The sequence below is a fragment of the Alkalicoccus daliensis genome (assembly GCF_900103955.1).
Lineage (GTDB): Bacteria > Bacillota > Bacilli > Bacillales > Salisediminibacteriaceae > Alkalicoccus > Alkalicoccus daliensis.
On the sequence record NZ_FNIL01000011.1, the window covers coordinates 58,093 to 77,981 of the forward strand.

A 19,889-nucleotide genomic window follows, 5' to 3' on the forward strand; every position below is an offset into this window, starting at 1 on the left:
CATAAAAAAAACACTGCCTCCCCTTTTAAAAAGGAAAGCAGTGATAAGTTTCATAATTACGAAAGCATTTTTTCCAGATGCTTGATCGTTGGTGTTAAATTCATAAAGAAATATGCTTCTCTGAGCCGGCGTCCGTCGGCACTTGTTTTCATGTAGGCTGCGCCTCCAGCGTGCATCATGGCACCATGCACAGCTTCCATAGTGAGATAGGCAGTGCGGCGGCGGATTTCAAGAATCTCTTTCCAGGTGACTCCTTCTTCCAGCAGTGCCTTAAAATCAGCTTCAATGCCACGGAGCGGTGTTTCGATGTCTTCCGGCTGCACCGGCAGATATTCATTGACTCCGCTCTGCTTATTCGCACATTTTTTCATTGAGGCAACTGCGGCTTCGATCACACCGAGACCGACCGGCACCTGATACGTCACAAAGTAAGGACGAATTTTCTGTACAAAGGCATCAGCATCTTCCGCTAAGATCTGCTCCTGTGGAATAAACACATTTTCAAAACGGACAGCATAGGTTGCACTGCCGTTTAAACCGAGATACGATACTTTTTCCTTCAGGGAGATGCCTTCCTGGTCACAGGACACAAATGCCATTATCCGGTGGTTATCCGGCGTTGCAGCAATCGCCCCGAACCAGTGGCCTTCACCTAAGTTGGAAACTGCCGGAAGGGCTCCGTTCAGCTGATAGCCTCCCGGGACCGGCTCCGCCTTCAGATGCAGCTTTTCCAGTTCCGCATAAAACTTCATCGGATTGGACAATCCGGTAGCACCAAGCAGTTCTCCGCTTTCCAGCTTTGGCAGAAAACGATCTTTTAAGCCTGTGTTTTCTGTGTGTCTCACATAAGTGAGTGCAGCCATATGACACCAGAGGTTAAAGCCGGTAGTCATGCAGTAGGAGGAAACTTCTTTTACCACCTGCACTTCCTCCGCTGCTGCTTCTGCGACCGTTTTATTTTCTGAAGAAAGGTACCCGCCGGTCCCGAGCGAGAGCAGAAATTCTCTGGGATAATACGCCTTTTCATCAATAGAGCGAACCAGCGGTTTTAAATCCTTTTCCAGCAGATTGTCCAGCTGTACATCTTGGTTGAGTGCGTGCACGGTAGCCCCTCCTCTTAAAATTCCTTTACTTTTTACTGTTTAACTGTGTGATGCTGTCCACTGGCGCGCTTACAGCTTCCCGCGCACGGCCTACAGCTTCTTCATCCGGTGCATCATAGAAGCACAGGCATTTTGTCATATCTTCGCATACATACGTGCGGGAAAAAGATACTTCCGGCACTTCTGCGTAGTGTACAGAATTTTTCTTTTTACGTTCCAGATACGCATCCATTGTAAGGTGATCCGGCAGGTTCCACTCTACAAGGTAGTTGATTTTTTCTTTCTGCTGTTTCGCTTCTTCCAGATCCTGTCCTACGATGCGGACTTCTTTGGAAAGATCTACAGGAATATTCTTTGCTTCCAGCTGCTGCTTCAGTGCTGCTTCATCATCAGCTTCAAAAATAAAGAAAGCCCGCCCAAAGTCTGAAGCAACCTGTACCTCAATTAGTTCCTGGCTGAGTTCTTTTTCCAGCTCACTTACCGTTTGTTCAAATGCTTCCTCTGTTTTAATATTATCGTTTAATGTTGATTCAATCAAAAATAATGACATATCGTTATTCCTCCTCTGTTATAATTAAACCTATAAGCTTTATAGGGATTATTTTAACGCAGTAAGTTAAAAAAAACAACTCACTTGCTTTCTTTTTTTCTGCTTATGTTTTAAAATGAGCAATTATTACTCATCTGAAGGGGTTTTGACTTATGAAAAGCCGGTATCCACTAGAATGCAACATTGCACAGACACTGAACCTGGTCGGGGACCGATGGACCATGCTGGTGCTGCATGAAGTATTGGTAGGGAATGATACTTTTAATACACTGAAGCAGGAGCTTACGAGTATTTCTTCCAATATTTTATCCGATAGATTGAAACATCTCGTACAGCTTGATTTAATTTCCAGCACATTGTATTCAGATCACCCTCCCCGTTATCGATATACGCCGACAGAAAGCGGCAAAGCTTTTTCCACCGTTTTTGATGCGATGCTTGTCTGGGGACGTACGCACCTGGATGAATGTTACAAGAAACTCGTGCATACGAAGTGCGAGCAGGAAGTGGAAATCGGCTACTACTGTCCTTCCTGCGAAACCAAGGTAACAGAGGATGAAGTACATCCTGTGCTCCTGCATACAGAAAAAGTAAATTAATGCCGGAGCAGCCAGTTTCACCTTTAAAACGTTAAAAAAGCTCCGGCGCATTGCACTGGAGCTTTTTTGCTGCGTATTTTATTTAGCTGCCAGTCCTCCGTCAATGCGGTACTGGGAACCGGTGATAAAGCTTGATTCATCAGAAGCGAGAAACAGTGCCAGTTTGGCAATGTCTTCCGACTCTCCATAGCGGTGCATCGGAATCGCTTCTTCCTGCTGGGTTTTTACGCCTTCCGCGTCCTCCGGATTAAATCCTTTTTCTAAGGAACGCATCATCCGGGTATTTACCGGAGACGGGTGGATGGAATTTACGCGGACGTTGGAATCCGCAATTTCCAGCGCTGCTGTTTTGGTCAGGCCGATGACTGCATGCTTGGAAGTTACATATGGTGCAACGCCCGGTGCGCCGATAAATCCAGCTACAGAGAAGTTATTGATAATGCTGCCACTCTTCTGCTCTGCCATGATCGGCATCACATATTTCAACCCAAGAAACGTTCCCTGTACATTTACATTAAATACTTTCTGAAAGTCTTCAAGCGTCTGATCGGGCAGCGCTGCAACCTTTCCTTCAATTCCTGCATTATTGAATAAAATATCAATACTGCCGAATTTCTTCATCGTTTCGTCCACAAAATTTTTAACGTCTTCTTCTTTTGCTACGTCCGCCTGCACCGCAATGATTTCGCCATGTCCTTCCAGTTCTTGCTTTGTTTCTTCCAGTGCTTTTTGATCCAGATCTACGATGGTTACACGTGCACCTTCCTTGAGAAATTTTTCTGCAGTTACTTTACCAATGCCGTTTGCTCCGCCGGTAATAATAGCTGTTTTTCCCTCAAGTCTTGCCATCGCTTTCAGCACCCCTTAAAATGTATTTGTGAAATAATTCACATAATTTATATTCCCTTTTTCCAGGAACATAAACTTACCTTAAAGCTATATCACAGCACAGAAAAAAACAACCCGGATTTTGATCCGGGCTGCTTCATTTTATACGGTTTCTGTTTTCTTTCTTGTTTTAAATAGTACTGCACCCATTGCAGCCATCATCAGGCCCAGAAGCCCGTAAAGCGGCGTATTGGTAGCTGTATCCGGAAGCTCATCTCCGTCTTCTTCCGGTACTACCGGCTCTACTCCTTCTTCCATTTCTTCATCCGTTGCCGGTTCCTCACTCATCATCGCCCAGTATGCAGGCTTTACATGCATATCTACATCGAATACAAACGGTGCATCTTTTCCTACACCGTCATTAAATTCTTCTGCTCGGTCATCAAGCCACGTATGGTCGTCTGCGATGCCCCAGAAAGTGATGTTGGTAATCGCATCATCCAGTGACTCATACAGTGTGAAAAGCTGGTGATAGCGCTCTGCCTGACGTTCAAAAGCTTCTTCAGGGATATCAGCGTAAGTGTCAAATGCTGGTGTTGGCGGATAACCATACAGGCTCACATCAAGCTCTGTAATGTGTGTTTCCAGTCCGAGGCTGTCAAACATGCGGATGGATTCTTCTGTCTCTTCAATGGTAGGCCAGTCCAGCTGAATGTGTGCCTGGTGACCAATACCGTCGATCGGAACCCCTTCTGCAAGCATTCTCTCTACAAGATCATAAAGGTCGTCACGCTTCGGGTTAATTTCTGTATTATAATCGTTCAGGAATAATTTCGCGTCTTCTCCGCCTGCTTCACGTGCAGCGTGAAAAGCCCGCTTAATATATTCATCTCCGGTAATCTGATACCATTCAGATTCTCTCAGACCGCCACCGTCATCCACTACTTCATTCAAAACGTCCCATGCATCCACGTCATCTTTATAACGTTCCACGACTGTTTTGATGTGTGTTTCCATACGGTCCAGCAGCAATTCTTTATTTGCTTCCCGCTGATCCGGATCTTCTTCCTCTACCATCGGATTTCCGTTTTCATCAATGAAGAACCATTCCGGAACCTGACTGTGCCAGATCAATGTATGATATCTTAAATCAAGGTCATGCTCATTTGCGAAATCCACCAGCTGATCAGCATCATCCCAGTAAAATTCCCCTTCTTCCGGCTGAATGTAAAGCGGCTTCATAACATTTTCCGCTACAACACTGCCGTAGTGATGCTTAAGTACTTCACCGTGTTCTCCTTCCAGCTGGTACAATTCTACAGCTGCTCCTATGTCAAAAGAATCTTCAAATCTTTCCTGCATCGACTGTACGTCCAGTGCGTGAGGATTATGTTCATCTGCCAAAACGACTCCTGTTCCTAATGGCGCTGCCAGTGTAACACCGAGAATTGCTGCTACTGTGCGTTTTACCTGTTTCAAAAAACCCTCTCCTTCGAATAATTTTTTAGATTCTATCGACAGGCTCTGTCTTCTCCGCATTTAGTTTTTATAAGACAGATATGGAATTACCTCCTTTCTTAAGAAAGCGCTGTCAATTTAAATTAAGCTTACTATGTAAACTTAGTAAGTTCAATGAATTAACTAAATATTTGCGTTATTTAGTTAATTATACCCATGGAATATATTACAATTACTACAAAATTATCAGGTCTTTATACGATAATTCTCCATAGCTTTGATTTTTCAGAACCATTATATGTGTTCAGCACTAAATTTTTACAAGAAAAAACTGACCTGCACTTTTCTGCAGGTCAGTTTTTTTATCAGGACTGCACGCCCCATTGTTTACCAATCCATTTTTCAAACAGGCCGATTCCTTTATCGAGGAGGAGTCCGAGCACCCCGATAACAATGATGCCGGCAAGAACCAGGTCGAGATCCAGTGCATTCCGGGAATCTACAATTAAGTATCCTAATCCAGACTGTGCCCCGATCATTTCACCAGCAACAAGGAAAATCCATGCTGTCCCTACCGCAATGTGAAGTCCATTTGCGATATAAGGGAAGGAAGCAGGAAAGATAATTTTCCATAAGAGTGAGGATCTGCTCAGTTCCAGATTCTCTGCCAGCTTAAGATAAGTCGGATCAATTTTTTTCACTGCAGAGACTGTCGACAGCAGTACCGGGAAAAAAGCAGCGATGAAAATGATCACTATCGCCGGCATATTGCCGATGCCGAACCACAAGACGATAAAAGGAGACCAGGCAACCGGCGCAACTGGACGGAGCACCTGCACAATCGGGTCTACTACCCGCCATACGTGCCTGGAGCGCGCTAAAAGCAGTCCCAGTACAACAGCGATCACTACGGCGCTTAAATATCCGGAGAAAAACCGGAATAAGCTGATGGTAATATGATTGATCAATGTTCCGTCCTGAATAATAGAAACAAGGCCCCAGAAAACCATGATAGGAGAAGGAAGCAGCGCTTCAGGATAGTCCCCGATCCAGATTATCCCCTGCCAGAGGAGAATAACGGTAATAAAGGCAATTAGTACGTAAGTAAAGGTTGATGTCAGCTTCATATATTATCCTCTTCCCTCCAGGTATTTGCGGTTTACAAAATCATCAAACTGCGGCGGTTCATCGACAAGCTGCAGCTCTATCAGCTTATTGCGCAGAAATTCATATTCTTCTTCTTTAATATCCAGATCATCGTAATAGATCCAGTCGAGGGAAAGCTGCAGTGCAGTTTCATCCACGGGTAAATATTCTGCATGGGTGGCAAGGGATTCCTCGGAGCCATCCCCCGCCAGCTCACTTGCTGCAAGATACCCTTCCATAAACTGATCTGTTGCTTCAGGTGCGTTTTCCATAAAATCTTCCCGCAGGACGAGTGCGCAGCAAAGGCAGTTGCTGGGGCAGAATTCACTGGACTGGTAAAGAACTTCTCCGACCTCATTCGTAACTCCAAGCGCTCCGAAAGGCTCTGCGACAATATAGCTTGAAACCCTTCCTTCCGAAAGTGCCGCCGGCATTTCCGGCGGCGGCATTTCCACTACATTGACGTCGCCGTATTCCATTCCCGCTCTTGCAAGCATTTCGTCAAGCAGCAGATTATGTGCAGAAAGCGTATGAGGAATTGCTACTGTCGTTCCTGCAAGTTCTTCCACACTTTCCACTTCGGGATCCACGATAATCGGGTTTCCTTCCCGGTGCCCGAGTGCCATGGCCTGTATGCCAATCCCTCGCTCTCTTGCTTTCATTGCCAGTTCAAACAAGACAGATGCCCCGTCAATCCGGCCTGTATTTAAAGCATCCATTAATTCAATCCAGCTGCTGAAGCGGACAAGCTCCACTTCTACTCCATCTAAATATTCTTCCTGATGGGCATCCAGAAAATATAATGGAGCTGCGTGGGTAATCGGCAGGTGACCGATACGTATCACATCTGCTTCTTCTCCCGTACCAGCCGGTCTTCCGCAGGCAGAGATAAAAATAGAAGAAACAAGTCCGTAGCTGAGTAATAGTTTTTTCGTGCGCTGCATAATAATCTCCCCTGCTGGTTAAATATTGTATTCCAGTGATTCTTCCTGTCGGCTTAAATCAAATTCGTCCAGAATCATTTTCCGGTAATGCTGAAAATCGCTGTGGCTCCTATCCCGGGGCTGCGGCAGTTCAATCGGAATTGTTCTGCGGATTCTGCCCGGATTCGCATCCATGATAAATACACGGTCTGATAAATACACCGCTTCATCAATATCATGCGTTACCAGAATAATATTTGTTTTCTCCTGCTCCTGTATCTTTAACAGTTCATCCTGCAGATAATATCTGGTAAAAGTATCAAGTGCTGCAAACGGCTCATCCATCAGCACCATTTCCGGGCGGATCGCAAGTGCGCGGGCAATTGCCACCCGCTGCTGCATACCTCCTGAAAGCTGCGAAGGGAACTGGTGCAGACTGTCATTCAGTCCTACTAATTTTAAGTATCTCACGGCCCGCTCCCGCTGTTCCTCTGCCGACAAGCCTTCCGGTTCCAGCCCCAGCTCTACATTTTTTAACACAGAACGCCACGGAAGCAGCGCGTAGTGCTGGAAAAGCATAATTGCTCTTCGGGAAGGACGTGTTACCTGCTCCCCTTCAAACCGGAGATCTCCACTGCTCGGCTCGTAAAACCCGCCAATGATATTTAATAAGGTACTTTTCCCACAGCCGCTTTTCCCAAGAATCGATACCGTTTCTCCTTTTTCAATACTTAAATTAATATCCCGAAGAACTTGTTCTGATGCTCCATTTTTCATGAATTTTTTTTCAATATGTTCTAATGTTACGAGTGTTTCAGCCATATTTAACTCTCCCCTGTGTTGATTTATAATAAATCATACCCGTTTACTCTGCTTTAGATTATATTAATATACTTAGTCAGAAAAAACAACCTGTCCTCATACATTTCCCACGCAGTCACACTTATGCTTATCTTTTATTAGAAAGAATACCGACCTCAAGAAATGATTTTAGAGGCTTTTCACAAAACTTGTGTTCACACAGGATGCATATAAATAATGTCATGAAGTTTACTTTTTTTTCAGCCTTTTCCTCTATGCCCAAAGTTTATCGCACCCATAATGCACATTAACTGAGACTTTTTTTCAGAAAAAAACTGCATCATGAAAGATGAAAACTAATACTGCTGTGCATCGAAGGAGAGGACTCACAGGCACACCGCGGGAATTTATTTTGGCGTTATTTTCTTTCGCTGAAATTAGTCGAGAACACACCCTCGGGTAACCCTTTTTTGAGAGTGCAGCAGTGTGATGTAACTCTCATAAAAAAAACTCTTTTCAAAGCAGTTTTGTAAAAGTGTGCTTAAAAAGTCATTTTTAAAGACCAGGCTCGGTCTTCCCCACGAATGTTCTATGATATATTTTAGATACTACTTTAATTAGAAGGTGTTTTTTGTGCCTAAGCTTATGTATATCATTATATTAATTGTTTTTCTTGATACATTTATACAGCTTCCTATGATGACTCCCTTCGCCATGAGCCTCGGAGCTTCTGCAGCAATGGCCGGCCTTATCGTATCTATGTATTCATTTACCAACATTGCCGGTAACATTGCCGGCGGCATGTGGATTGACCGGGCAGGCAGAAGACAGGTGCTCCTTACAGGGATGGTGCTTGTTACAGGGACAGTTTTACTTTACCCCCTTGCCCAGACGCCTCTGCAGCTGCTCGGCGTCCGGTTTTTACACGGGCTCGCCGGAGGTATTTTGATTCCCGCTGCATTTGCACTGATCGGAGACCGAAGTGCAGAAGGAAGCCGGAAAGTAATGGCTTATGCCGGAGCTGCAATTGGACTGTCCGCAATTACAGGACCTGCAGTCGGCGGTATTCTTGCTTCGCAGGGAGAATACCAGGCAGTCTTTTATCTGACTGCAGGATTATTCGCTTTCAGCTTTCTGCTTGCTTATTTCTTTGTGAAAAATACCACAGCTGTATCAAAGCGCGGTCGAGTCGGCAGTTTTTCCGCTTTATTTAAAAGCCGCCAGCTGCTTCAGGCCTGTCTCGCTGCATTTACCTTAATGGTGAGTAATGGAGTGCTTGCCTTTGCTTTGCCATTAAAAACAGCAGCCTTTGATCTTTCTACTTCTGTGACTGGTATATTGCTCAGCATTTATGGGATCACAGCACTGATAGTATTCGTAAGCCCGCTTAATTTTATTTATGAACGTTACCTCCCACCCTTTCTTGTAAAGACAGGTTTATTGTTTATTGCAGGATCTATGATGGTGCTCAGTGCCGCGGAAGCTGTGCCGCTGTTATATGCAGCCATGGTAATCTACGGCTTCGGCTTTGCGATGATTTTTCCATCAATGAATCAAATGGTGGCTTCTGCTTCTGTCATAGCAGACCGCGGCAGAGCATACGGATTATTTTATGCATGCTTTTCACTTGGTGTAGTGACCGGATCTGCAGGGTCGGGCCTGATTACAGACACGCTTGGCCTTCCATTTCTAACTGCAGGAGCTTTCGTTTTCATAAGCCTGAGTGTACTGCACTTCCTTAAAAAAGACACATTAAAAACAGCAGCCTGATGATTGAGGGCTGCTGTTTCTGTTCCATTGAAAGATGCATTATTTAAGTTGTTACGTAAATAGTGAAGCATATTAATGCAAAGATGGTATTGATGATTTCCAGAATCCCAACTTTTTTCGGTGTCATGGACCTCCCCCATAAAAACAGTGCACGGACAAGGCTTGGGATCATGGCAAGCCCCAAGATGGGATGCCAGAGAAAAAGTATCATCACAATGATACTGTGATAGCCAAAAGAGAGGTTTCGATAAAAGCTGCTTTTCTTTTCACGGATCATCGTCTTTACATAGAAAGCACTGCCTGCGAAAAAAAGAAGTGGAAGAAAAAAGCTGATCCAGTAAAAGTTTCCGCTCCCGATATAAGCACTCGCCATACCTCCCAAAGAAAAAATAATTATGCCCGATATATCATTCAAAATATGCCTTTCCTTTTTAGACATAGTAAACCAGATACTCACTCCTAAAAACGGAAGCATCGCAAAAAACAGGAGCAAAATTCCCGGATAGAAGAAAAAAACGATCAGCAGCATGAGACCTGCACCCAAAAGCAGAAGCAGGCTGGTGTTCAGGTAAGAAGTTCTCTTTGCAGGCTTTTTCAGCCAGAAGAGAAAGTGCTCGCTGAAAAGGAAAACAATAAACCATGCTGCAAGGAAAATAACATGCAGCCATTCTACGGTGGTAACAGCGTAGCTGAAGAAAAGCGGCATGAAAAGCATTGCCCAGGCTCCGTGCTGACGGGGTTTATGAAAAGAAAACATACAAACTCCTCCAAATAATGTGATTGTTTTCACATGGAATATTATACGCAGCTTCCGGATTCAATATGTTTATGAGCCCGGCTGATGCTTTCATAATACCACCTTCATCCGGAAAGCTCTGTGATATTTATCATACTTGTACAGATTTTTCACTTTAAGTTTGAAACCCTTGATATTAAAGAAACTATCTTTTCTCCACAGTGTACGGCGGAGACGGCTGTGGAGTTTAAGCGAAGTCTGAAGCCACGTTCGCGCCTGCCATTGGAAAAATTATTTGAAGACTAGCCCGCCGGGAAACGGAGGAGAACCTTAACATAAAAAATACAGTCTTATCTACTCTATAAAAATTCTGAAAAACCAGCTGCAATAATATCACAGCTGGTTTTACTTATTTCATTCAGTTAAATTACGCCCACCACATCTCTGCAGGCTCTTCACGAATCAGCACACTGTTCACGTTGTCTACTGCACGCTGGAAGCCTTCGTTGATCGACATGATTGGATCTTCATGTTCGATGCTTACGACATAATCATAGCCGTAAGTGCGCAGCGCGCTGATCATGTCGGACCACTCCTGCATACTGTGACCGCATCCGACAGAACGGAACGACCAGGCACGTGACTGTACTTCACTGTATGGCTGCATGTCCAAAAGGCCATGCATGTTGATATTGTCCTGATCAAGATAGGTATCTTTCGCATGAAAATGATGAAGCGCTCCTGCTTTTCCAAGAATTTTTATTGCAGCGACAGGATCAATTCCCTGCCACCAGAGGTGACTCGGATCCAGGTTCGCTCCGATTGCTGGAGAGGTTGCTTCCCGCAGCCTCAGCATCGTATGCGGAGAATGGACTAGAAAACCTCCGTGCAGTTCAATGCCGATTTTAACATTATGCTCTTCTGCCAGCTTGCCGATTTTTTTCCAGCAAGGAATCAGCTTCTCTTCCCACTGCCATTCCAGAATATCGCTGTACTCTGCTGGCCATGGTGCAACCGGCCAGTTTGGCAGCTTCGCACCGTCATGGTCTCCTGCTGTACCGGAAAATCCATTGACTACAGGAACATCCATCAGGCTCGCCAGTTTAATTGTTTTCTCCAAGGCTTCTACAGACTCTTTTGCAAAAGCTTCGTTCGGATCAATCGGATTGCCGTGACAGCTGAATGCACTGATGATAAGTCCTCTGTCGTGTACCTTCTTCAAGTATTCCTGACGGAGACTCTCGTCTTCGAGCAGGGCATCAATATCACAGTGTGCATTGCCCGGATATCCTCCAGTACCGATTTCTACTGCTTCCAGCCCGGCAGCTTTTACATAATCAAGCATTTCTTCAAACGATTTATCCGCAAATAATACGGTAAATACTCCTGATTTCATATCTGCATCCTCCTCAGATTAAATTTGTACGCTTTGTCCCTGCTCTGCACTTTCATAGATAGCATCCACAATTTTCTGGACCTCCATCGCTTCTTCCGGAGGAACGATTAATTCTGCTTCTCCTTTACAGGCATCAATAAAATTCTGCATCTGGAACAACCCGGGATTTTCTCCTCCCGGCACCCAGTTCATCGTGCTGTCCATCAGCAGTCCGTGCTTTGCCTGATTGACTTCCAGCGGGAAGAGATCCACTCCGCCGGTATCGCCGGAGATAGAAACGTGCTCTTTGTCTTCTTTCACATTTGCTGCCCAGGAAGTTTCAAACAGCAGCGTTGCGCCATTATCAAAGCGGATATACGCCGTGACATGGTCATCTACTTCAAAAGATTCGTTATCTACTTTTCCCCACTGGTTTACCTGGTTCGGCATCGTGCTTAATGTATTATACGTATTCCCCATCACTTCAACCGGCTTGGGACTGCCCAGGAGCCAGAGAGAAAGGTCCATAAAGTGGCATCCGAAATCAATTAAGCTTCCTCCGCCCTGGAGTTCTTTGTTTGTGAACACACCCCACCCGGGAACTTTTCTGCGGCGCATTGCCTGCACTCTTGCTACCATCGGGATGCCGATTTCTTCTTCATCGATAAGCCTTTTTGCAGCCTGTGCTTCTTTCATGGAACGGTAGTGATAAGCAATCATAAGTTTTCTGTCTGCTTTTTTCGCTGCGGCAATCATTGCTTCTGCTTCTTCTGCATTCATTGCCATCGGCTTTTCACAGAGCACATGTACTCCTGCCTCCAGCGCAGCGATGGAAATTTCCGCATGGAATTTATTTGGTGTACATATAATTACTGCATCTGTGTGTGTGAATACTTCCTGATAATCCGCAGTAATGAACGGCTGCGAAAAGGAAACAGCTGCCTGCTCTGCAGTTTTAATATTCACATCACATATCGCTGTTACTTCTGCCTGGTTCTTCAGCTCCAGAAGCACAGGTAAATGCCGGTCCTGCGCAATTCCGCCGGCCCCGATAATACCTATTCTCAATCGGCTCATGTGTAAAGTGCCTCCCTACTTTATCTCAACAATTCGTTTTGTTTCATTTGCTTCCAGCGCTGCAAGAATTACTTCCAGCGATTTCTTTCCTTCTTCTCCTGGAATTACCGGTTCTTCATCGGCTTTCAATGAAGAAATAAATGAGTCGATCACACCGGAACTTGTCTGCTTGCCAATCTCATTTGTCTGGATCCCGCCAAGTTCAAACTTCGCTTTATCTCCATTCGGATATTGAATGATAAGATTGTTTTCCGGATCTTCTTCCAGGCGAAGGGTAGCTTTTTCCCCAAAAATAACCGTAGCGTTATCTTCCCCTGCGTTGTAGGACCAGCTGGCTGCGAGTGTGCCGATAATACCGCTCTGGGTTCTTAGTACGCACACTGCAGTATCATCTACAGTACTGTGATCTTTCGCGCTTGTTTCAATAAATGCGCCTACACTGGAAAAGTCTTCCCCGAGAATAAAGCGGAGGAGGTCTGTTTTGTGAACCCCCAGATCTCCCATGGCGCCGATAAATGCTTCGTCTTTCTTGAAGAACCAGCTGTCCGCCCCGTCAGCACTCCATCCTTCCGGGCCGCCATGCCCAAAAGCAGTACGGAAGCTGTAAATTTTTCCAAGATCTCCATTTGCAATCATTTCCTGTGCTTTTTGGTGTGAAGGTACAAACCGCTGATTGTGCGCAATCATCAGCCATTTGCGTGCATTCTTGGCTGTTTCAATCATTTCCTCTGCTTCTTCGGAGGAGGTCGCCATTGGCTTTTCACAAAGTACGTGCTTTCCTGATTTCAGCGCAGCAATAGACACCGGCGCGTGAAGATAATTTGGAAGGCATACGCTGACTGCTTCAATTTCTTCTCTTTCCAGCATTTCCTGATAATCCGTATACGCCATCGCATCATAAATACTGCCGAGCTCCTCCGCTCTTTCCTGAACGATGTCGCATACCGCTGCTATTTCCACATCCTGATTAGCTGCATATTCCGGTAAGTGGCGGTGTCTTGCAATACTGCCGCAGCCGATTACTGCTACCTTTATCATTTTACGCATCCCCTTTCGGTGAAATAGGTTCTATCGGTGTATCATGGTTGCCATAAACGGGTCTTGGACGGCTTCCCGCTGCTGACCATTTCGCTGCGTTTTTAATGACACGCTGGACGTCTTTGTGATAATAAGTGGGATAAGTTTCGTGCCCTGGGCGGAAGTAAACAATTTTTCCGTTTCCGCGGTGAAAAGTACAGAGGCTGCGGAACACTTCTCCTCCTTCGAACCAGCTCGTCATCACAAGCTCATCCGGTGCTGGAATATCGAAATGCTCGCCGTACATTTCTTCTTTTTCAATTTCAATATACTCTCCGATTCCTTCTGTCAGCGGATGGCTTGGATCTACTACCCACAGACGCTCCGTTTCTTCTGCTTCTCTCCATTTTAAATCACAGCTTGTACCCATCAGTTTTTTAAATATTTTTGAGAAGTGACCTGAATGAAGGACAACAAGCCCCATTCCTTCCAGCACACGCGCATGTACCTTTTCTACAATTTCATCAGCCACATCTTCATGTGCCTGGTGCCCCCACCAGACGAGGACATCTGTTTTTGCAAGCACTTCTTCTGTTAAGCCATGCTCCGGCTCATCCAAAGTTGCTGTGCCGACAGAATCATATTCCTCCTGTAAAAACTTCTGGATTGTCCCGTGGATTCCTTCCGGATAAAGTTCTCTTACTTCGGGATTCGTCTGCTCGTGCCTGTTTTCATTCCATACAGTAATATGCATCTTCATCTCTCCTTTGAATTTTGTGTATAAGGTGCTGTAGATTCTCTTTTCACTAATTCTACATTTAAAACTTCTGCTTCGGTCGGCTTTCCTTCCATTGCCGCAAGCAGCTTCAGTGCTGCACGGCTGCCTTTTTGGCGTATATGCTGTCTTACGGTAGTAATCGACGGAGTTGTGTAGCGGCTTAAATGAATATCATCAAAGCCGGTGACAGAAAAATCTTCGGGGACTTTCTTGCCTGCTTCCCGTAATGCACGTATCAGTCCAAGTGCAGTAATGTCAGAGGTGCAGATTACAGCGGTAAGTCCAGACTGGTTCAATACTTTTTCAGCTGCATCTGCGCCGCTTTGAAAACTATGAGCACTTTTTGTGAGAACTGTATCCGGCGGCGGCAGGCCCCACTCCCCGTAAGCGCGGATATAACCTTGGTAGCGGTAGTATTCTACAGGATTTTCAAGGCCTGTAGTGAGAAATCCGACTGATTGGTGACCGAGTTCCAGTAAATGAGAAGCTGCAAGATAGCCGCCTTTTTCATCGTCAACATTTACCGAAGGATAGTTTCCTGTATGTTTTTCATACGTATCAATTAAAATAGCAGGAACATCCATACTGCGCATTTCTGAATAAATAGACTCCGGAAACAGCCCTAGAAATAAAAGTCCATCCAGTCTTCTCTTATGCACCCAGGTCCGGTACTCTGCCGGTTCCGCTAAACCAGTAAGCAGAATATCGAACCCATTCTCTCGGGCCACCTGTTCGATTGCACTGATCATCTCATTGAAATAAGTATTTTCTTCCATAATGGAAGCGATCGATTTGTTAACAAGCGGGAGGATAATTCCAATTAAGTTCGACTTTCTTTTCGTTAAACTGATTGCGGTAAAGTCCGGTTCATAGGAAAGATCCTGCATTGCTTCCATTACCCGGAGCTTTGTTTCCGCAGAAACTTTTTTTACATCATTGAGTACATAGGATACGGTAGTTTTAGAAACTCCTGCACGCTCTGCTACGTCCCGGATTGTCGCTCGTCTTTTCATAGCAAGCTCCTTTAGTACGACTTTCAAACAGCTTAGGTGAACCGGTTCACCTTGCCTCTACCTGTTATCTTAATAGCTGCTGAAAGCGTTGTCAACGACTTCCTGTAATTTTCCTCTCATAAATCCTGCTTCTTTTTTTGCTGAAGTGGAATACGCAGACCCTGCAGCGCTCCAAGTTCGCTTTTTAACCTGAAAATACAATTTGATTCTGGAAAGAGAACTTTCTTCCCGATAAACTAACTTCATCAGTTTTATCCATAGAATGATTTATGTACGATAAAAATTATCCTTAATTTATCTTCGCAGACATAAAAATAAGCTGTCCTCAGGCTCCTCCTGAAGACAGCTTATTTCTGCTTATACTGATTTAATTTTATTTTCTGAAGGAAGAAGGAGCTGCCGTGTCCCAGGTTTCCAATGTGTAAGCCATTTCCCAGAATCCGAGCTCATAGCGGCTGCTGATCATGAAGTATTCCTCCATCATTTTTTTCTCTGCTTCTGTGGCATGTAAAGCATATGCATTCAGCCGGCCAATCTGCTCATCGACCAGCTCTTTAAACCAGTCTCCCCCATATGCTGCTATCCATTCTTCGTATACCGGATGATTCGGTTCAGCACCCTGCAGCCTTTCTCCAATTTCATAATAAAGCCAGTAGCAGGGCAGCAGTGCGGCGATAATTACACCGGTGCTTCCAAAATGGGCAGCGCGATATAAATGGGAGGTGTACGCATGTGCTGTCGGCGCAGCTTCAAAGGCATCCTGTTCGTCTGCTGAAATATGCAGCATAGATGTAAACTTCTGATGCATCGCCATTTCTGCTTCATAGGATCCCTGGGCATGAAAAGCCATGCGGTTCACCGTAATAAAATCCTCCGCTTTTGCACCTGCAAGTGACTGTACCCGCGCGAAATGTGACAAGTAGTAGCCATCCTGCAGCACATAATGTTTCATTTTTTCTTCAGGCAGTGTGCCTTCCTGCAATTCCTGAATAAATGGGTGCTGAAAACTCGCTTTCCAGATAGGATCTGCTTTTTCACGAAGCTGCTGTGCAAACTTCTGCATGAAATTACCACCTTTCATTTTATTAATGTCTCTGGTAATGTTGATATAAAAAAATTACGCCTGCGGCTCCTTTTTCTGCGCTTGCCGCGGAGAAATCCCTCAGCTATCCCTCCCTTTCGTCCGGGATGATCTTCACGCTTTCTTTTTCCGCAGGCGTCTTGAAAATCGCCTTGTCTTCATTTTATTGATAGAAAATCTAGTAATAAAAACAATCTCTTTCTTTTGTTTCGCAAAGGGAAGAACGGAGCGGAAACCAGCGGACGCCTGTTTAGAGAGTGAGCATTGCTCCCCTCGGCCAGCAGTCATCTTCACCAAGAACGTGAAGATGACTTTAAGATCATTTGGTCGGCTGCGCAGATGCTTTCGGCTGTGAAAGTTCACACCGCCTCCGGAAGAACGAGCTGGGAAGATCCCGCAGCGAAGTTTTCTCTTATCGACAATGAGCATTAACAGTGCCATATTAAAATACGGTTTGTTTTTCACTACGAATATAGGCCTTTACAGTCTTCTTCTATCTTTATTATCTAACCATACTTTCATATTTTTTACAAATTAATCCATTTTCCGGAAAGCAGGGCTTTTCCAGATCAGGAGCATTCCTAACACTAATCCTGCTGCCGAAGTAAATGTCAGTACGGTTTGAATGGGAAGTGCTGCCGCTACGAGAAAGGAAATCAATCCAAAAGCTATTGGTTCAAACCCACTTGCAGCAAGCGTAATGATACTCATTACCCGCCCGAGCTTATCTTTATCCGTCTTTTCCTGCACCATGGTAACGGTAGGTAAATAAACGAACATCGCCAGGAAACCAGTCAGTGCTGTAAGGACGACGAGTAATGTAAATACTTCCGCCTGGCTAAAAAGAAAAAAGAGGAGGAAACTGCCCAGAAGTGAGAACAATACCATTCTGCCCCGCCGCAGTTTAATGTTCCATACTGCCAGCACCACACTTGCGGCAAACGTTCCGGTGGCAAGTCCTCCTTCCAGTAAGCTCAATTCAAGCGGCCCTCCTCCCAGGGCACTTACAAGAAGAGGAAAGCTGATAATAATAGGACCGATCATAAATAGATTGATGATGACAATGGTAAAGGTACCCGTCCGGTGCAGATCTGAACGACGTACATAGTTTAATCCTTCTTTTAAATCATACAGCGCTGACTTACCGTCTGTCCGCTTAGCCGGCACAGGATCTTTAATAAACGGCGGAAAAACAAGCACGGTAGAAATCGCGATTAAGATAGCAGCTGCGGAAAAAGTGAGCGTGAAATCCCCGACCGTAAGCAGAAAGCCTGCCACCACAGGGCCGATTATAAACATCATCTCCGTGGACCCCTGAAATAATGAATTCGCCCGCTGCAGTTCATTATCTCTTACAATAATCGGAATCATAGAGGAAACTGCCGGGAAAAAGAACGCATCCAAAAAACCGAAAACTAAAGCGATAATAATCAGGGAGCTTACTTGCAGCCAGTCGTTTATGAACAATGTGATCATTGCGATCATGACAAGTACCTGGAGAAAATTTGTCACAAACATAATCAGCGATTTTTTTATTTTATCCGCGAGAATTCCTCCATAAATCATCATTACTACGCGTGGAATGGAGACTGACATCATTACTATTCCAAGTACTGCAGGACGTTCCATCACGTCTACAATAAACCAGGAGACAGATAAAAAGAACATGGAGAATCCGAGCATCACACTCAGTCCGGACATCCAGACAAGCAGAAAGGCTCTGTTTTTAAATAAAGTTGGCACCGGTGTTTCCATAAGTCTCTCCCTCCAGTCATGCCTTTTGACAAAAATACAGTTCCCAGAAACAGTTCGGTTTTTTAATGATTTTATTGAATCAGTTTCATCTTTTACTCGAATCGAAGCGGCATACTCATTATAAACGGATGTTTCCGCAGGGAGCTTCTCCATTCATCTGTACAGGCTGTTTATATTTTCTCTGAATTTGTTTTTTCATCTTGTGCACATTAATTCATGCAGAATCACAAATTATATTATTATATTTTACTCATTTATCTTATCACCTTATATCCTTATACAAACAGTTTTCACTGCCAAAGTAATTACAAAGGTAATCTTCAACGGCCAGACTTTTATTAAAGACTTACTTTAAATAAAAGCTGCATTGAAAATAAATATTTGCTGAAAAGGAGTAATAATACTGCTTCATTTTCGGAGAGGCTTATCCAAGGGCTTGTTTTCTTCGTCGTTACGCAGCAATGATACTCATCTTTTCAGGGCAGCTGCTTCTTTTTATAACTGTAAGAACGCAGAGGAAACCGGCGAACGGTAACAGATGCTAAAAAAAGCTGCCTGTTTTAGAAATTATTCTTTATGTATAGATAAATAGTATGTTAATATAACTTATCAGCATACGAAAGGATGTTCGCACTTGAGGTACTACACACATATTGCAGTTGCTGCAGGCAGTGCGTTATTACTGCATCAGTATGAGCTCCTTCCTTTCAGCAATGAAATAGGCGTTGCGGCAGTGAGCGGCCTGATGCTTGGCGCGGTGCTGCCCGATATAGATGAAACGAAATCCTGGATTGGAAGACGCTCCAGAGGGCTGGCTTTTTGGGTCAAGCTGCTCTTTGGGCACCGTGGCATGACCCATTCAGGCATTGTTTTAGCTTTACTTATTTATTTAGTATTTACCCTGGATCAGCCTTTTTTCGCAGCGCTGTGCTTTGGTGCAGCTTCTCATATTCTGGCCGACCTTTTCTCCAGAGGAGGAATTCCCCTCTTCTATCCGGTGGAGAAAAAACGCACCAGCATTCCTGTTTATAAAACAGGCTCCTTTCTGGAACACCTTATATTTTTAGGAATATTATTTTACATTATGGCATTATTGTTTGTTTAAAAATGATTGAGTCATTTAATCTCTTCAAAAAGCTGCAGCCTTTCTATTTGGGAGTTAAGCTTTCCTGAGAAAGTGTTTAGCTCTGAATTCCTAAGGGAAGAAAGAAAGGTACGCTATTTATCAGGTTGAAAGGAGAAATTGCAATGGGATTAGTCATTCACACTTCCAGACTGACCCTTCAAGCTTTATCCGTAGACCTGTTTCCTCATTTACACCACGCAAATTATTTTCCTGCGCACCTTGATGCCCACCTCCAAAGACTTAAGATGAAAAGCTCTGCGTATGGATGGGGACCATGGATTATATACTTACGTGATTCCACTGAGGTAATTGGAGACATCGGATTTAAAGGAGAACCGGATACACAGAATACTGTTGAAATAGGCTACGGGATTCGAAAGAACTATCGTTTAAAGGGTTTTGCTACAGAAGCACTGGAAGGTCTGCTGCATTATTCTTTTCATCGAACAGAGACAGTCCGTGTAACTGCCCACTGCCGATATGATAATCAAAGCTCTATCCGAGTGCTTGAAAAGGTATCAATGCATCCCCGTTCCGAAGAACTGCAGATGATTTACTGGCAGCTCACCCGGCAGGAATTTTTGAAAAGCCAAAGAAATCAGTTAGTCACTATTGAAGAGTGATCCTTGTGAAAATCAGCGCATTTATCATTTTCACAAGTGGAATTTATCCCTCGTATTAGGTCTATTCAGTCCCTGAACCGCTTAAACAACGGAGGGGGCTTTTTGCTGTGGGAATTAAACAGATGATCAT

General features: G+C 44.5%; 19 protein-coding genes. 4 read left to right on the plus strand and 15 right to left on the minus strand.

The genetic code is table 11. The annotated features are described in order from the left end of the window. Positions 1–56: 56 nt before the first annotated feature. Together BLP92_RS14510 and BLP92_RS14515 are read right to left on the minus strand one after the other, a co-directional pair. Positions 57–1,103: an acyl-CoA dehydrogenase family protein gene (locus BLP92_RS14510; protein WP_090843669.1), complete on the minus strand. Its 1,047-nt coding sequence runs from the start codon at positions 1,101–1,103 to the stop codon at positions 57–59. Positions 1,104–1,128: 25 nt separating this feature from the next. Continuing rightward, the gene (locus tag BLP92_RS14515) at positions 1,129–1,653 is read right to left on the minus strand and encodes a DUF4242 domain-containing protein (RefSeq protein WP_090843670.1); all 525 of its coding nucleotides are present in this window, start codon (positions 1,651–1,653) and stop codon (positions 1,129–1,131) included. Between the two features lie 152 nt (positions 1,654–1,805). Here BLP92_RS14515 and BLP92_RS14520 point away from each other — a divergent pair, with 152 nt between their 5' ends. Then, positions 1,806–2,252: a winged helix-turn-helix transcriptional regulator gene (locus tag BLP92_RS14520; RefSeq protein WP_090843671.1), complete on the plus strand. Its 447-nt coding sequence runs from the start codon at positions 1,806–1,808 to the stop codon at positions 2,250–2,252. 78 nt (positions 2,253–2,330) lie between these two features. Here BLP92_RS14520 and BLP92_RS14525 read toward each other — a convergent pair whose 3' ends face one another. The 5 genes from BLP92_RS14525 to BLP92_RS14545 all read right to left on the minus strand — a co-directional run bounded on the left by BLP92_RS14525 (position 2,331) and on the right by BLP92_RS14545 (position 7,429). Next, complete coding sequence (locus tag BLP92_RS14525) at positions 2,331–3,101, minus strand: SDR family NAD(P)-dependent oxidoreductase (RefSeq protein WP_090843672.1); 771 nt, start codon at positions 3,099–3,101, stop codon at positions 2,331–2,333. A 141-nt stretch (positions 3,102–3,242) separates the two neighbouring features. Further along, positions 3,243–4,559 (minus strand): endo-1,4-beta-xylanase, encoded by a 1,317-nt coding sequence (locus BLP92_RS14530; protein ID WP_342028398.1) that lies wholly within the window; start codon positions 4,557–4,559, stop codon positions 3,243–3,245. A gap of 344 nt (positions 4,560–4,903) precedes the next feature. Further along, positions 4,904–5,665, minus strand: coding sequence for an ABC transporter permease (locus BLP92_RS14535; protein ID WP_090843674.1), 762 nt, complete (start codon positions 5,663–5,665; stop codon positions 4,904–4,906). Between the two features lie 3 nt (positions 5,666–5,668). After that, entirely contained in the window at positions 5,669–6,628 is a 960-nt protein-coding gene (locus BLP92_RS14540) for an ABC transporter substrate-binding protein (RefSeq protein ID WP_090843675.1), read from the minus strand. 18 nt (positions 6,629–6,646) lie between these two features. Further along, positions 6,647–7,429 carry an ABC transporter ATP-binding protein gene (locus tag BLP92_RS14545; protein WP_090843676.1) on the minus strand — a complete coding sequence of 261 codons (783 nt, stop codon included), beginning with the start codon at positions 7,427–7,429 and terminating at the stop codon, positions 6,647–6,649. Positions 7,430–8,041: 612 nt separating this feature from the next. On the opposite strand from BLP92_RS14545, the gene BLP92_RS14550 reads away from it, so the two are divergent. Further along, positions 8,042–9,178: an MFS transporter gene (locus BLP92_RS14550; protein WP_090843677.1), complete on the plus strand. Its 1,137-nt coding sequence runs from the start codon at positions 8,042–8,044 to the stop codon at positions 9,176–9,178. Between the two features lie 43 nt (positions 9,179–9,221). On the opposite strand, the gene BLP92_RS14555 is transcribed toward BLP92_RS14550, so the two are convergent. The 8 genes from BLP92_RS14555 to BLP92_RS14595 all read right to left on the minus strand — a co-directional run bounded on the left by BLP92_RS14555 (position 9,222) and on the right by BLP92_RS14595 (position 18,010). Further along, positions 9,222–9,935 carry a YwiC-like family protein gene (locus BLP92_RS14555; RefSeq protein ID WP_090843678.1) on the minus strand — a complete coding sequence of 238 codons (714 nt, stop codon included), beginning with the start codon at positions 9,933–9,935 and terminating at the stop codon, positions 9,222–9,224. Positions 9,936–10,341: 406 nt separating this feature from the next. Continuing rightward, positions 10,342–11,310 carry a sugar phosphate isomerase/epimerase family protein gene (locus BLP92_RS14560; protein WP_090843679.1) on the minus strand — a complete coding sequence of 323 codons (969 nt, stop codon included), beginning with the start codon at positions 11,308–11,310 and terminating at the stop codon, positions 10,342–10,344. An 18-nt stretch (positions 11,311–11,328) separates the two neighbouring features. Then, positions 11,329–12,366 carry a Gfo/Idh/MocA family protein gene (locus BLP92_RS14565; protein ID WP_090843680.1) on the minus strand — a complete coding sequence of 346 codons (1,038 nt, stop codon included), beginning with the start codon at positions 12,364–12,366 and terminating at the stop codon, positions 11,329–11,331. 15 nt (positions 12,367–12,381) lie between these two features. After that, a complete protein-coding gene (locus tag BLP92_RS14570; RefSeq protein ID WP_425284450.1) occupies positions 12,382–13,404 on the minus strand; it encodes a Gfo/Idh/MocA family protein in 1,023 nt (340 codons plus the stop codon). A gap of 1 nt (position 13,405) precedes the next feature. Next, complete coding sequence (locus BLP92_RS14575; RefSeq protein WP_090843682.1) at positions 13,406–14,137, minus strand: ThuA domain-containing protein; 732 nt, start codon at positions 14,135–14,137, stop codon at positions 13,406–13,408. 2 nt (positions 14,138–14,139) lie between these two features. Next, positions 14,140–15,174 carry a LacI family DNA-binding transcriptional regulator gene (locus BLP92_RS14580; RefSeq protein WP_090843683.1) on the minus strand — a complete coding sequence of 345 codons (1,035 nt, stop codon included), beginning with the start codon at positions 15,172–15,174 and terminating at the stop codon, positions 14,140–14,142. Between the two features lie 373 nt (positions 15,175–15,547). Further along, entirely contained in the window at positions 15,548–16,237 is a 690-nt protein-coding gene (tenA, locus tag BLP92_RS14585; protein ID WP_090843684.1) for a thiaminase II, read from the minus strand. A gap of 552 nt (positions 16,238–16,789) precedes the next feature. Then, a complete protein-coding gene (locus BLP92_RS14595) occupies positions 16,790–18,010 on the minus strand; it encodes an MFS transporter (RefSeq protein ID WP_090843686.1) in 1,221 nt (406 codons plus the stop codon). Between the two features lie 634 nt (positions 18,011–18,644). Between BLP92_RS14595 and BLP92_RS14600 the strand changes: the two genes are divergently transcribed. Further along, the gene (locus tag BLP92_RS14600; RefSeq protein WP_175444315.1) at positions 18,645–19,115 is read left to right on the plus strand and encodes a metal-dependent hydrolase; all 471 of its coding nucleotides are present in this window, start codon (positions 18,645–18,647) and stop codon (positions 19,113–19,115) included. Between the two features lie 143 nt (positions 19,116–19,258). Further along, complete coding sequence (locus BLP92_RS14605) at positions 19,259–19,759, plus strand: GNAT family N-acetyltransferase (RefSeq protein ID WP_090843688.1); 501 nt, start codon at positions 19,259–19,261, stop codon at positions 19,757–19,759. Positions 19,760–19,889: the final 130 nt, after the last annotated feature.